This is a genomic window from Streptococcus sp. GP0011 (assembly GCF_030546305.1).
GTDB lineage: Bacteria > Bacillota > Bacilli > Lactobacillales > Streptococcaceae > Streptococcus.
In genome coordinates this window covers 132,543-148,035 of sequence record NZ_JAUONR010000005.1, presented here as the reverse complement: position 1 = coordinate 148,035, position 15,493 = coordinate 132,543, and the positions used below count along the sequence as shown (strand labels likewise).

Sequence of the window (15,493 nt, the reverse complement as noted above, 5' to 3'; positions counted from 1 at the left end):
CTCGTTATTCATTTATCAGCTTGCCCATAAGACAAACATCTAAAAATATCCCTTCTGCTAAATAGGCTCCTCGTTCTTGTAAGCCTTCTGTGATAAATCCCATTTTTGAGTAGAGGTGGATCGCAGCCTCGTTTCGTTTTTGTACACTGAGTTGCAAACGGCGCAGGACGCCACTGGCTTTCGCCCACTCAATGCCTTCTTCTAGAAGTATAGTCGCCAAGCCTTGGTTCCAGAATTTCCTGCGAACTGCTAGAAAAACATCACCGATATGTCGAACTCTTAAATGTTGGTCCGCTGTGATATTTAAGACTCCTGCAATCTCATCATTCAGTAAGGCGAGGAGAGTAATTTGATTCTCTGATGCAGCTTGTTTTTCGATAAAAAGAGCCATTTCAGAAGCTGTCATCATGATACCATTTTCATCCAAACTGGTAAAATCTGTCTCTTGACCGACACAATCTAAAAATTCAATCAAGGCTGTAGCATCTGACGTATCTGCCTCACGAATACACAACTCATACTCCATCTTGAAGCTCCCTGATGAGTTGTTCAGCCCGAGAGCCATGAGCCGTAAAATGAAGACAACGACCCTCAGCTTCTTTCAAAATTTCCAACTCCAAGTAAGAATCTGGTAAATCTTCACCCAAAAGATGCCCCCACTCAATAACAGTCACACCACCTCCAAAGAGAAACTCATCCAAGTCAATAGAATCAGCATCACCTTCGATACGGTAGACATCCAAGTGGTAAAGTGGCAAACGCCCTTCGTACTCTCTAACAATGGTATAGGTTGGACTTTTAATCATCTGACGGATATCCAAGCCCTTAGCAAGGCCTTTTGTAAAGGTTGTTTTACCCGCTCCCAACTCTCCAGTCAAGATCAGAACATCGTCTTTTTGAAGCAAATGACCTAATCTTTCTCCGAGAGCTAGAAGCTCTTCTTCATTTTTTGTGTGCATGCTACTATTATACCAAAAAGTTTTCTTTTGTGTGAATTTTCTTTATGGACTTACTATAACAATTTTGAAAGATTCTCCTCCACTTAAAAGAATACAACTATTGAAAAAACAAACAGGATATCCCGAATCAGGTGCCCATAAAAGGAGATTTCCCTTTGGATACATTTGGGAAAAAGGAAACGTGCGCATAGAAAACCAACACTGATATAAAAGAAAATCGAGGAAATCACTAAGGGATTCCTCAAGAAAACCATCGTAGCTAGAACGGAAATGACGACTGTTTTCTTTTTATTTAGGTGATTTTCTATATCGCGAAAAATTTTATCAAAAGGTAAGAAAATCAATAGATCTACTCCTAGCAAGAAAAAGAAGGAGGGTAAAAAGAGGTCAACCAGTTCCTGCTGCAATTTGCTAGTGGTTTGGATGCTTTCTGAGAGAACCAGACAGGTTGCCAGAAGATTGACTACTAAAAGGAGGCAATAAACAAGGCTCACTTTCTTTTGAACATGTAAAATACTATGTCTAGACTGGTCTGCTGTATGGAAATAATTTATCCCAGCGCACAAAACAGAAATTCCTACTATCAAAATCAAAAAGTAAGCATTGGTCTGTTTTAAAGATAAAAAGGATTCTTTCCATAATAGGCAACTACTAAAACTAATCTGGATGACTGCAATCAGTAACAATAGGCGAATTGATTTTACCATTTCTTTTCCCTCCCTATATGGGATTATACCTTGTGAGGAGTTTGAAATGATTGTTTCCGCCTCAAGTGTTCTTTTTTTGTGCTCAACTGACCAAAAAACAGCTCTGTTGTGCACAGAACTGTTCTTTTACCAGTCTAATCCTTAAACCAGAGAGCAATTTCTCGTTTGGCAGAAGCTTCCGAATCGGAGCCGTGAACTACATTTTGAATGGCTTGATTGTCTCCTGCAGCCTTGGCAAAATCTCCTCGGATAGTTCCTGGCAGAGCTTCTTCTGGACGAGTAGCCCCCATCATGGTCCGCCAAGTTTCAATCACTTTCGGACCTGATAGAATGCCCACCACTACTGGTCCTGAGGTCATAAACTGACGAATAGGAGGATAAAAACTTTTTTCAACCAAGTCTTGATAGTGCTGGTCAATCAAATCTTCTGAAACTGCTGAACGCAACTCTAATTTTTCGATTTTGAAACCACGCTCCTCAATTCTTTTCAGAACCTGACCAACCAGCCCTCTTTTCACACCATCTGGCTTAATGATAAAGAATGTTTGTTCCATACGGACACCTCCTTGGCATTTTAGTTCTTCTATTCTACCATACTTTATGAAAAAGTGGGAAAATTTTTCTGAAATAAAACAAAGAGAACCCAAAGGTTCTCTTGTTTGCTTTTATTCTACTGTTTCTTCAACTTGGATTTCCACAACTTCCTCTACAGGAGCAAGCTCTGCCTCTTCTTGTTCTGGAGCCAGATATTCTGCTTCATTGATAGCTTGTGGTTCAAGGTTACGGTAGCGAGCCATACCAGTACCAGCTGGGATGATCTTACCAATGATAACATTTTCCTTGAGTCCAAGGAGATGGTCTTTCTTACCACGGATGGCCGCATCTGTAAGGACACGAGTTGTTTCCTGGAAGGAAGCCGCTGACAAGAAACTATTTGTTTCAAGTGAGGCTTTGGTGATTCCCATAAGAACTGGGCGACCAGTCGCTGGAACTCCACCTGCGATAAGAACATCCTTGTTAGCATCTGTAAAGTCGTTGATGTCCATGAGAGTACCCATAAGAAGGTCTGTGTCACCTGGATCCATGACACGAACTTTACGGATCATTTGACGAACCATTACCTCGATGTGTTTGTCACCGATTTCTACCCCTTGGCTACGGTAAACTTTTTGTACTTCACCGAGAAGGTAAGTTTCAACTGACAAGACATCACGAACAGCAAGGAGACGTTTTGGTTGGATAGAACCTTCTGTCAATGCCGCACCGCGAGAGACTTGGTCTCCAACTTCGACACGCATACGGGCTGTAAATGGTACCACGTATTCGCCTTCTCCAGTTTCACCCTTAACGAAGACTTTCTTGGTACGAGTTGACGCGTCTTCTTCGATAGCTGTAACTTGTCCTTTGACCTCTGTGATGACCGCTTCCCCTTTAGGATTGCGGGCTTCAAAGATTTCTTGGACACGAGGAAGACCCTGAGTGATATCGGTATTTGAGGCAACCCCACCCGTGTGGAAGGTGCGCATTGTAAGCTGTGTACCAGGTTCCCCGATAGATTGGGCAGCGATTGTACCAACTGCTTCACCAACTTCAACCGCATCACCAGTCGCCAAGTTGATACCGTAACAGTGACGGCAGACACCATGACGAGTGTTACATGTAAATACAGAACGGATAGTAACTTCTTCCACACCAGCATTGACAATTTCACGCGCCTTGTCTTCTGTAATCAATTCATTTGGACCGATGATCACTGCACCAGTTTCTGGATGTTTAACAGTTTTCTTAGTATAACGACCATTGAGACGTTCTTCGAGAGACTCGATCATCTCTTTTCCTTCTGCGATAGAACGGATCAAGAGACCACGGTCTGTTCCACAGTCGTCCTCACGGATGATAACGTCTTGGGCAACGTCAACCAAACGACGAGTCAAATAACCGGAGTCGGCTGTCTTAAGGGCCGTATCGGTCATACCTTTACGGGCACCGTGAGTTGAGAAGAACATTTCGAGTACTGACAAACCTTCGCGGAAGTTTGAGAGGATTGGCAATTCCATGATACGTCCATTCGGAGCGGCCATCAGACCACGCATACCGGCAAGCTGTGAGAAGTTTGAGATGTTACCACGGGCTCCAGAGTCCATCATCATAACGATTGGGTTCTTAGGATCTTGGTTGGCAACCAAACGTTTCTCCAATTTTTCACGAGCTGCACGCCATTCAGCTGTAACAGCGTTGTAGCGCTCGTCGTCTGTGATCATACCACGACGGAATTGTTTGGTGATTTGTTCTACACGTTTGTGTGATTCTTCGATGATTTCAGCCTTGTCTTCAACAACTGGGATATCGGCAATACCCACTGTCAAACCTGCAAGAGTTGAGTGGTGGTAACCGAGGTTCTTCATGCGGTCAAGTAGGGCAGAAGTTTCTGTCGTACGGAAACGTTTGAAGATTTCAGCGATGATATTCCCAAGATTTTTCTTCTTGAATGGAGGGTTGAGTTCAAGATTGCTGATTGCTTCCTTGATATCTCCACCTAGTGGCAAGAAGTACTTAGCTGGAACACCTTCTGTTAAGTTAGCATTTGTTGGTTCTTGCAAGTAAGGCAGACCCTCTGGCATGATGTCATTGAAGAGGATTTTACCAACTGTTGTCAGCAAGACCTTGTGTTTTTGTTCTTCAGTCCAAGGTTTGTTGAGACTATCTGTCGCGATACCAACACGTGAATGGAGGTGAACATAACCATTGCGGTAAGCCATAACCGCTTCGTCACGGTCTTTGAAGACCATTCCTTCCCCTTCACGACCAGCTTCTTCCATGGTCAAGTAGTAGTTACCCAAAACCATGTCCTGAGATGGAGTAACAACTGGTTTACCATCTTTCGGGTTCAAGATATGCTCAGCAGCCAACATCAAGATACGAGCTTCTGCTTGAGCTTCTTCTGAAAGCGGTACGTGGATGGCCATTTGGTCCCCGTCAAAGTCGGCATTGTAGGCTTCACAGACAAGCGGGTGCAAGCGAAGGGCCTTACCATCAATCAAGACTGGCTCGAAGGCTTGGATACCCAAACGGTGAAGGGTCGGTGCGCGGTTGAGAAGCACTGGGTGTTCTTTGATTACTTCTTCAAGGATATCCCAGATGCGTTCGTCTCCACGTTCCACCAAGCGTTTAGCTGCCTTAACGTTTTGCACGATGTCACGGGCAACGATTTCACGCATGACGAATGGTTTAAAGAGCTCAATTGCCATTTCACGTGGCACACCACATTGGTACATCTTAAGAGTTGGACCAACGGCGATAACGGAACGTCCTGAGAAGTCAACACGTTTACCGAGCAAGTTTTGACGGAAGCGTCCTTGTTTCCCTTTAAGCATGTGGCTCAATGATTTCAGTGGACGGCTACCTGGTCCTGTAATCGGACGACCACGACGGCCATTATCAATCAAAGCGTCAACCGCTTCTTGAAGCATACGCTTCTCATTTTGAACGATGATACCTGGTGCGTTCAACTCAAGCAAACGAGCCAAACGGTTGTTACGGTTGATAACACGGCGGTAAAGGTCGTTCAAGTCAGATGAGGCAAAACGGCCACCATCCAACTGCAACATTGGACGAAGGTCTGGTGGAATAACTGGAAGGATATTGAGAATCATCCATTCAGGTTTGTTTCCAGACTTGTAAAAGGCATCCAAAACATCCAAACGGCGGATGGCTTTGACACGTTTTTGTCCAGTAGCTGTTTTCAACTCTTCTTTGAGTTCAGCAATTTCTTTTTCGAGATCTACTTGTTTCAAAAGGTCTTGGATGGCTTCGGCACCCATCTTGGCAACGAATGATCCATAACCATACTCACGCAAGCGCTCACGGTATTCGCGCTCTGTCATGATAGACTTGTGCTCAAGTGGTGTATCCTTCGGATCAATCACCACATAAGCCGCAAAGTAGATAACTTCCTCGAGGGCACGAGGGCTCATATCAAGGGTCAAGCCCATACGGCTTGGAATCCCCTTGAAATACCAGATGTGAGATACAGGAGCTTTCAACTCGATGTGCCCCATACGCTCACGACGAACTTTCGTACGCGTTACTTCAACCCCACAGCGGTCACAAACAATCCCTCTGTAACGAATGCGTTTGTACTTCCCACAAGCACATTCCCAGTCCTTTGTAGGACCAAAGATGACTTCGTCAAAGAGTCCTTCACGTTCTGGTTTCAACGTACGGTAATTGATTGTTTCAGGTTTTTTGACTTCTCCATAAGACCATGAACGGACTTTGCTTGGAGAAGCTAGGGTGATTTGCATACTTTTAAAACGATTTACATCAACCACTATTTCTTCCCTTTCTATTCTAAGTGAACTGCTTATTCTTGTTCAGCAGCTTCTTCTGTCGCTTCCGCTTTTGTTGCTTTCTCAGCTTCTTCTGCTTCAAAGGCTGCTTTAGCCTCTTGGGCTGCTTTTTCGCGGGCTTTTTCAAGGTCATCTACGTGGATGACATCTTCGTCCATTCCTTCATCCAAGTCGCGAAGTTCCACTTCTTGGTCATCTTCGTCAAGAACACGCATGTCAAGACCAAGAGATTGCAATTCTTTGACAAGAACTCGGAAGGATTCTGGAACACCTGGTTTTGGAATTGGTTTTCCTTTTGTAATAGCTTCATAGGCTTTCAAACGTCCGTTGATATCGTCAGACTTGTAAGTCAAGATTTCTTGAAGGACATTTGACGCACCGTAGGCTTCAAGAGCCCAAACTTCCATCTCACCGAAACGTTGTCCACCAAACTGAGCTTTACCTCCGAGTGGTTGTTGGGTAACGGTTGAGTATGGTCCGACTGAACGCGCGTGCAATTTATCATCAACCATGTGGTGGAGTTTGATCATGTACATGACACCAACTGATACACGGTTGTCAAACGGCTCACCTGTACGTCCGTCGTATAGGATTGTCTTAGCATCGCTGTCCATACCTGCTTCTTTAACAGTGTCCCAAAGGTCTTCAGAACTTGCTCCGTCAAAGACTGGTGTTGCGATGTGGATACCAAGAGTACGGGCTGCCATACCAAGGTGGAGTTCCATAACCTGACCGATATTCATACGTGATGGCACCCCAAGTGGGTTCAACATGATGTCGACTGGAGTTCCATCTGGAAGGTAAGGCATGTCTTCTACAGGAACGATACGAGAGACAACCCCTTTGTTTCCGTGACGTCCGGCCATCTTATCTCCGACCTTGATCTTACGTTTTTGAGCGATGTAGACGCGAACCAGCATATTCACACCAGATTGCAACTCATCACCATTTGCACGTGTAAAGATCTTGACATCACGAACGACACCATCGGCACCGTGAGGTACACGAAGAGAAGTGTCACGGACTTCACGAGACTTATCGCCAAAGATAGCGTGCAAGAGACGTTCTTCAGCTGAAAGGTCTTTCTCACCCTTAGGTGTGACTTTACCTACAAGGATATCTCCTTCTTTAACCTCAGCACCGATACGGATAATACCCATTTCGTCAAGGTCTTTAAGGGCATCTTCACCAACGTTTGGAATTTCACGAGTAATTTCTTCAGGCCCAAGCTTTGTATCGCGCGTTTCTGATTCATACTCTTCGAGGTGGACAGATGTGTAGACATCGTCTTTGACCAAGCGTTCGCTCATGATAACGGCATCCTCGAAGTTGTAACCTTCCCATGTCATGTAGGCAACGATTGGGTTTTGTCCAAGCGCCATTTCCCCTTTTTCCATAGAAGGTCCGTCAGCGATAAAGTCGCCTTTTTCAACGACATCGCCAACTTTAACAAGCGTGCGTTGGTTGTAAGCAGTACCTGAGTTTGAACGACGGAATTTTTGGATGTGGTAAACATCTAACGAACCATCTTCACGGCGTACTTCTACCTTGTCAGCATCTGCGTATGTAACTTTACCATCATACTGAGCAATAACAGCCGCTCCAGAATCATGAGCTGCTTGGTATTCCATACCAGTACCAACGTAAGGTGCTTTTGGATCAATCAAAGGCACAGCCTGACGTTGCATGTTGGCACCCATGAGGGCACGGTTGGAGTCATCGTTTTCCAAGAAAGGAATACATGCAGTCGCAACGGCAACTACCTGTTTTGGTGACACGTCCATGTAGTCAACCACTTCTGCTGGATACTCTTGGTTGACCCCTTGGTGACGTCCCATGACAACCTTCTCAGCAAAAGTACCGTCTTCGTTGAGGCGAGAGTTAGCCTGCGCTACAGTAAATTCATCTTCTTCATCGGCTGTCAACCAAACAATTTCGTTTGTGACTACACCTGTTTCACGATCAACCTTACGGTATGGTGTTTGAACAAATCCATACTTGTTCAAGTGACCATATGATGACAAGTTATTGATCAAACCGATGTTAGGTCCTTCAGGTGTCTCGATTGGACACATACGACCATAGTGAGTGTAGTGCACGTCACGAACTTCATATCCAGCACGGTCACGAGTCAAACCACCAGGTCCCAAGGCTGACAAACGGCGTTTGTGAGACAACTCAGAAAGCGGGTTGTGTTGGTCCATGAACTGTGACAACTGTGATGAACCAAAGAATTCTTTAACTGCAGCTGTTACAGGACGGATGTTGATGATTTGTTGTGGTGTTAAAACTTCATTGTCCTGAACAGACATGCGTTCACGGACATTACGTTCCATACGAGAAAGTCCTAGACGTACTTGGTTGGCAAGCAATTCACCAACTGCACGGATACGACGGTTTCCAAGGTGGTCGATATCATCCACACGTCCGATACCTTCTGCCAAGTTAAGGAAGTAGCTCATTTCTGCAAGGATATCCGCAGGAGTTACAACACGAACCTTGTCGTCTGGATTGGCATTTCCGATGATGGTTACAACACGGTCTGGATCCGTTGGGGCAACAACCTTGAATTTTTGAAGGACAACTGGTTCTGTCAAAACAGCTGCATCGTTCGGAATATAAACGATCTTGTTCAAGTCGCCATCCAAGTGGTGCTCGATACTCTCGATCACGCTACGAGTCATAACGGTACCAGCTTCTACCAAGATTTCACCAGTTTCAGGGTCTACCAATGGCTCCGCAATGGTTTGGTTGAGCAAGCGTGTTTTAACGTTGAGTTTTTTATTGATCTTGTAACGACCAACTGCTGCCAAATCGTAGCGGCGTGGGTCGAAGAAACGTGCCACAAGCAAGCTACGTGAGCTTTCAGCAGTCTTAGGCTCACCTGGACGAAGGCGTTCATAAATTTCTTTCAAAGCTTCGTCTGTACGAGAGTCCATTGGATTCTTGTGGATATCTTTTTCAACAGTGTTGCGAACCAATTCGCTATCACCAAAGATATCAAAGATTTCATCATCACCTGAGAAACCAAGCGCACGAACTAAGGTCGTAAATGGAATCTTACGAGTACGATCGATACGAGTATAAGCGATGTCTTTTGAGTCGCTTTCAAGTTCCAACCAAGCTCCACGGTTAGGGATAACAGTTGAGCCGTATCCCACTTTACCGTTCTTGTCTACTTTGTCGTTAAAGTAAACACCTGGTGAGCGGACCAACTGAGAAACGATAATACGTTCACCACCATTGATGATGAAAGTACCCATTTCGGTCATGATTGGGAAATCACCAAAGAAGACTTCTTGGGTCTTGATTTCGCCTGTTTCTTTATTGATCAAGCGGAAGGTTACAAAAATTGGTGCTGAGTAGCTAGCATCGTGGATACGTGCTTCTTCGAGCGTGTATTTTGGTTCCTTGATTTCATAGCCAACAAATTCCAACTCCATTGTGTCTGTGAAGTTTGAAATTGGCAATACATCTTCAAAAACTTCCTTAAGACCGTGATCTAGGAAATCTTTGAATGAATCCGTTTGAATTTCAATCAAATTTGGTAAGTCAAGAACTTCTTTGATTCTTGAAAAACTACGACGGGTACGATGTTTCCCGTATTGAACGTCATGTCCTGCCAAGATGATTCTCCTTTGTAAATAAATTCCAAGCCTTGTCAATCAGGCTTTTCTAATCGTCATATGGTTTTAAAAACCCCTATCACCGTGTCCCTTTGACGAATTTTCAGAATCTTTAAATCTTTGTTACAAGCACTCAAAAACCTGAAAAAAAGCACAAAAAGAGCAGCTAAATCTGACTTTTCCAGAAGATTTAACTGCTGTGAGCCTTGTCTGGACAATATTTCAGACAAAACCTACGACAAATGATTACTCATATTATACCTTATTTAGCTAGATTTTTCAAGGTTTTTTTACTATTTTTTAAACAATCTTTTCCTATATATTATTTTAAAATTTCAAGAGAATGAAGCATTATATTTTCTCTTAAAATTTAGGAAAACGCTTGCACTAATGTTTACCTCGTGCTATACTGATAGGGAACAACTACACAAGGAGAATTGTGATGAAAAAGATCCCATCTCAAACTGAGAAAAAAATGATTTACGGTATCCGTTCCTTGAAGAACGGAACTGGTTCTGTCCTTATTGGTGCCAGCATTATCCTGCTTTCTGCTGCAATGCCAACTATTTCGGCCAACGAAAACCTGCCTCAAACTCAGGAAAATACCAGCGCCATGACCCAGGCTCCTAATGAGACTGAAACGAGTCAAACTCAAAAGGAAATGCCTATTTCTGAACAAAAGAATGCAAACGCTTCCCATGATTCTAAAAAAGAAGCTCCAGCTGTGGAAACTACTACAGCGCCAGAAACACCCAAAACAGAAGATGCTACTGCAAGCCAGCCCAACAGCAAGGAAGAGAAAGTAGATACTAGCACTTCGACGCCAAATTCTGATCAAAAACCACAAGCAGACACTAGTTCTGAAGAACCAATCGAAGATAACTACTTCCGCATCCATGTGAAAAAACTCCCTGAGGAAAACAAGGATTCTCAAGGCCTTTGGACTTGGGACGATGTTGAAAAACCTTCTGAAAACTGGCCCAATGGAGCCAAGTCCTTCAAGGATGCCAAGAAAGATGACTATGGCTATTATCTCGATGTCAAACTTAAGAATGATCAAGCTAAGAAAGTCAGCTTCCTCATCAACAATACTAAAGGGGATAACCTGACAGGGGACCGTTCGGTAGAGCGCCTTTCTCCAAAAATGAACGAGGCTTGGCTAGATGAAAACTATAAGGTATACAACTACCGTCCTCAGCCAGCGGGAACAGTCCGTGTCAACTACTACCGCACCGATGGCAACTATGACAAAAAATCTCTTTGGTATTGGGGCGATGTCAAAAACCCAAGCAGTGGAGAATGGCCTGACGGTACTGACTTTACAGCAACTGGAAAATATGGCCGTTACATTGATATCCCACTCAATGAAGCTGCGAGAGAATTTGGATTTTTATTACTAGACGAAAGCAAGAAAGGCGATGATGTGAAAATCAGAAAAGAAGATTATAAATTCACTGATCTAAAAAATCACAGTCAGATTTTCCTCAAGGATGATGACGAAACCATCTACACCAACCCCTACTATGTGCACGATATCCGCATGACTGGTGCCCAACACGTGGCTAAATCTCGTATCGAAAGCAGTTTTTCTACCCTAGTTGGAGCTAAGAAAGACGATATCCTCAAACACTCCAGCATCACTGATTACCAAGGGAATAAAGTAGCTATCACAGACGTGGAAGTGGATGAGGCAGGTAAAAAAGTGACCTACATCGGCGACTTCTCTGACACTCAACACCCTTACACTGTCAGCTACAATTCAGACAGCTTTACCACACGTTCAAGCTGGCGCCTCAAGGATGAGTCCTACAGTTACGATGGTCCACTCGGCGCAACTCTAAAAGAAGATGGCAAGCGTGTTGACCTCACCCTCTGGTCTCCAAGTGCTGATAAGGTTTCCGTTGTTGTCTATGACAAGAAAGACCCTGAAAAGGTAGTTGAAACTGTCGCCCTTGAAAAAGGAGAAAAAGGAACCTGGAAACAAACTCTGGATGCAAACTCTGGTCTCGGTATCAGCAACTACACTGGCTATTACTACCACTACCAGATCGAGCGCCAAGGTAAAACTGTCCTCGTTCTTGACCCTTATGCCAAATCATTAGCGGCTTGGAACAGTGACCTAGCAAAAACAGATGCCGCTCATAAGATCGCTAAAGCTGCCTTTGTCGATCCAGCGAAGTTAGGTCCGCAAGACTTGACCTATGGAAAGATTCGTAACTTCAAATCGCGTGAAGATGCCGTTATCTACGAAGCTCATGTACGTGACTTCACTTCGGATCCTGCCATCGCAAAAGACTTGACCAAACCATTTGGTACCTTTGAAGCCTTTATCGAAAAACTAGACTATCTTAAAGACTTGGGTGTGACTCATATCCAACTCCTTCCTGTCTTGTCCTACTACTTTGTCAATGAATTGAAGAACCAAGAACGTTTGTCTGCCTACGCTTCAAGCAACAGCAACTATAACTGGGGATATGACCCTCAAAACTACTTCTCCTTGACTGGTATGTACTCAAGCGATCCTAAGGATCCAGAAAAACGTATCGCAGAATTCAAAAACCTCATCAACGAAATCCACAAACGTGGCATGGGGGCTATCTTGGATGTGGTCTACAACCATACTGCCAACGTTGATATTTTTGAGGATATTGAGCCAAACTACTACCACTTTATGGATGCAGACGGAACTCCCCGTACTAGCTTCGGAGGCGGCCGTTTGGGAACAACCCACTACATGTCCAAGCGTGTCTTGGTAGACTCTATCAAGTATCTAGTTGAAACCTACAAAGTGGATGGTTTCCGTTTCGATATGATGGGTGATCACGATGCGGCTTCAATCGAAGAAGCGTACAAAGCTGCACGCGCCCTCAATCCAAATCTTATCATGCTAGGTGAAGGCTGGAGAACCTATACTGGTGATGAAAATACGCCTGTACAACCTGCTGACCAAGATTGGATGAAGAAAACAGATACTGTCGCTGTCTTTTCAGACGACATCCGTAACAACCTCAAGTCTGGCTATCCAAACGAAGGTCAACCTGCCTTTATCACAGGTGGCAAACGCGATATCAATACCATCTTTAAAAATCTCATTGCCCAACCAACCAACTTTGAAGCAGACAACCCTGGAGATGTTATCCAGTATATCGCAGCCCATGATAACTTGACACTCTTTGACATCATTGCCCAGTCGATCAAAAAAGACCCAAGTAAGGCTGAAAACTACGCTGAGATCCATCGTCGTTTGCGACTTGGAAATCTCATGGTCTTGACTGCTCAAGGAACTCCGTTTATCCACTCTGGGCAGGAATATGGACGTACCAAACAATTCCTTGACCCAGCCTATAAGACTCCTGTTCCTGAAGATAAGGTTCCAAACAAGTCTCACTTGTTGCGTGACAAGGACGGCAAGCCATTTGTCTATCCTTACTTTATCCATGACTCTTACGACTCTAGTGATGCTGTCAACAAGTTTGATTGGACCAAGGCTACAGATGGCAAAGCATATCCTGAAAATGTCAAGAGCCGTGACTACATGAAAGGATTGATCGCTCTTCGTCAATCTACAGATGCCTTCCGACTCAAGAGTCTACAAGATATCAAAGAACGCGTCCAACTCATCACTGTCCCAGGCCAAAATGGTGTTGAAAAAGAGGATGTAATAATTGGCTACCAAATTACTGCTCCAAACGGTGATATCTACGCAGTCTTTGTCAATGCGGATGAAAAAGCTCGCGCATTTAATTTGGGAACTGCCTTTGCCCACCTGAGAAAGGCCGAAGTCTTGGCTGATGAAAACCAAGCCGGACCAGTAGGAATCGCTAAACCTCAAGGTCTCGAATGGACTGAAAAAGGCTTAAAATTGAACGCTCTCACTGCCGTTGTTCTCCGCTTGTCTCAAGGTGGTGCTATTGTCGCCCCAGCTGTGGAAGAAAAACCAGAATTTAATCTTTCTAGCTTGGAAGTCGAACAAGAACAAGTCCAAAACCTAGCAGCAAACCCTGACTCTCAAGAAACTGCTGCAGAGACTCGCTCTCAGAACCTCCTTCCAAACACAGGAACTGAGAGCAAATCCCTCCTTGCCCTTGCTGGATTCAGTATCCTTGCCCTTCTCGGACTTGGATGGTTGATAAAAAACAAGAAAAAGAAATAACACTCAATGAAAATCAAAGAGTAAACTAGAAAGCTAGCCACAGGCTGCTCAAAGCACAGCTTTGAGGTTGTAGATAAGGCGAAGTTGACCTGGTTTGAAGAAATTTTCAAAGAATATAACCTAGCCCTCCTATAGAGAAAACACCCCATGGTCAGAAGAATCTTCTAGTCATGGGGTGTTGTTTTTATGATACACTTATCTATTAAATCATATATTCTACACTATAGGTGGCATCTGATAAGATACGAGCTAGAAACTGCTTGGTACGTTCTTCTTGTGGACGACTAAAGAAATCGTGGGGATTGTTCTCCTCTACGATACGGCCTCCATCCATGAAAATAACGTGGTTAGCGACATCCCTAGCAAATCCCATCTCATGTGTGACGACCACCATGGTCACACCTTCTCCCGCCAACTGTTTCAAAACATCCAAAACATCTCCAACCAACTCAGGATCTAGTGCAGATGTTGGTTCATCTAGCAAAATGACCTCCGGCTTGACGGCAATAGCACGCGCAATTCCTATTCGTTGTTGTTGCCCTCCAGATAGTTGTGAAGGGTAGTAGTCTTTGTAGGCCAGTAAACCAACTTTTTCCAAGGCAGATTCTGCACGTTTGAGCGCTTCTTCCTTGGGAACTTTACGAGCTACGATTAGGCCTTCTAGAATATTTTCCAGAGCAGTTTTATTCGCAAAAAGATTGTAGTGCTGGAAAACAAAGGCTGTTTTTTGGCGAATTTCTAGAATGTCTTTCTTGCTCAATTTGGATAAGTCATAGGTCTTTCCTGCCAAGGTCAAACGTCCACTGTCAGCTTTTTCTAAGTGGTTAAGACAACGGAGAAAGGTCGTTTTCCCCGAACCTGATGGTCCTAAAATAACGACGACATCCCCTTGGTTGACCTGGAGATTGACATCCTCCAGCACCTGCCTCTCACCAAATGTTTTTGCGATATGTTCTACTTGTAACATCCTGTCCTCCTATACAAAACGCGCGCTAGATGCTTTTGCACTTTTTTCTTTTTTCACATAGCCTTTTTCCAATAGGGAGAAGCCCCACTGAATCAAACCACAGATCAAAATATACTGCAAAAAGATCACAAAATAAGACTCAAAATACTGGTAACCGTAGGACGCTTCTACACGAGCAATAGCGGTGATGTCCTTGATGGTCATGACAAAGACCAGGGAGGTCCCTTTGACGATATTGATCACCAGATTGGCTAAGTTAGGCAAGGCTGAGCGCAAGGCTTGAGGAAAAACAATCCTTAGATAGGCCTGGGTCGTAGTCAAGCCAATCGCATGCGCTGCCTCTAGTTGTCCCTTGTCCACCGTCAAGATAGCTGAACGCAAAATCTCCGACAAACTCCCGACTGTCATCAAACTATAAATGATAAAGACATAATAGAGAGGATCAAGCTTGAAAATATCAAAGTCACTTCCTATGCTTTTGAGAAATTGATTCAGCAGGCTTGGAAACAAACTATAAAAGAAGAGAATCAATAAAATCGGAGGAGTCGCTCGGATAAAGGCCAGATAGACCAGAGAAAAACTCCTCACACCTCGAACCTTGTAAATCTGCCCCAAGGCTAAAAATAGAGCCGGTAAAAAGCTTAAGACCATAGCCACAATCATGATAATCAAGGTGATTGGCACACCCTTCAAGGTCTCCAGAAAGGTCTTTACAATATAGTCTATATCCAT

Annotated in this window: 9 protein-coding genes; 1 reads left to right on the top strand and 8 read right to left on the bottom strand. The window is 44.1% G+C overall.

Features of this window, described 5'->3' with window-relative positions; all coding sequences use genetic code 11:
- Positions 1 to 4: 4 nt before the first annotated feature.
- The 6 genes from Q4443_RS07210 to rpoB all read right to left on the bottom strand — a co-directional run bounded on the left by Q4443_RS07210 (position 5) and on the right by rpoB (position 9,641).
- Positions 5 to 526: a GNAT family N-acetyltransferase gene (locus Q4443_RS07210; RefSeq protein WP_084877345.1), complete on the bottom strand. Its 522-nt coding sequence runs from the start codon at positions 524 to 526 to the stop codon at positions 5 to 7.
- Positions 516 to 959 carry a tRNA (adenosine(37)-N6)-threonylcarbamoyltransferase complex ATPase subunit type 1 TsaE gene (gene tsaE, locus Q4443_RS07205; RefSeq protein ID WP_084877344.1) on the bottom strand — a complete coding sequence of 148 codons (444 nt, stop codon included), beginning with the start codon at positions 957 to 959 and terminating at the stop codon, positions 516 to 518. Before tsaE ends, Q4443_RS07210 begins: the two co-directional genes overlap by 11 nt.
- 83 nt (positions 960 to 1,042) lie before the next feature.
- Positions 1,043 to 1,666, bottom strand: coding sequence for a hypothetical protein (locus Q4443_RS07200; protein WP_000240908.1), 624 nt, complete (start codon positions 1,664 to 1,666; stop codon positions 1,043 to 1,045).
- 134 nt (positions 1,667 to 1,800) lie between these two features.
- Positions 1,801 to 2,220: a nucleoside-diphosphate kinase gene (ndk, locus tag Q4443_RS07195; RefSeq protein WP_049489472.1), complete on the bottom strand. Its 420-nt coding sequence runs from the start codon at positions 2,218 to 2,220 to the stop codon at positions 1,801 to 1,803.
- Positions 2,221 to 2,331: 111 nt separating this feature from the next.
- Positions 2,332 to 5,997: a DNA-directed RNA polymerase subunit beta' gene (gene rpoC / locus Q4443_RS07190; protein ID WP_000228753.1), complete on the bottom strand. Its 3,666-nt coding sequence runs from the start codon at positions 5,995 to 5,997 to the stop codon at positions 2,332 to 2,334.
- Positions 5,998 to 6,029: 32 nt separating this feature from the next.
- Entirely contained in the window at positions 6,030 to 9,641 is a 3,612-nt protein-coding gene (rpoB, locus tag Q4443_RS07185; protein ID WP_125388623.1) for a DNA-directed RNA polymerase subunit beta, read from the bottom strand.
- Positions 9,642 to 10,083: 442 nt separating this feature from the next.
- Here rpoB and Q4443_RS07180 point away from each other — a divergent pair, with 442 nt between their 5' ends.
- The gene (locus Q4443_RS07180; RefSeq protein ID WP_303408220.1) at positions 10,084 to 13,794 is read left to right on the top strand and encodes a pullulanase; all 3,711 of its coding nucleotides are present in this window, start codon (positions 10,084 to 10,086) and stop codon (positions 13,792 to 13,794) included.
- Between the two features lie 202 nt (positions 13,795 to 13,996).
- On the opposite strand, the gene Q4443_RS07175 is transcribed toward Q4443_RS07180, so the two are convergent.
- Positions 13,997 to 14,761, bottom strand: a complete 765-nt coding sequence (locus tag Q4443_RS07175) for an amino acid ABC transporter ATP-binding protein (RefSeq protein ID WP_000942257.1) — start codon at positions 14,759 to 14,761, stop codon at positions 13,997 to 13,999.
- 9 nt (positions 14,762 to 14,770) lie between these two features.
- Entirely contained in the window at positions 14,771 to 15,493 is a 723-nt protein-coding gene (locus Q4443_RS07170) for an amino acid ABC transporter permease (RefSeq protein WP_049519198.1), read from the bottom strand.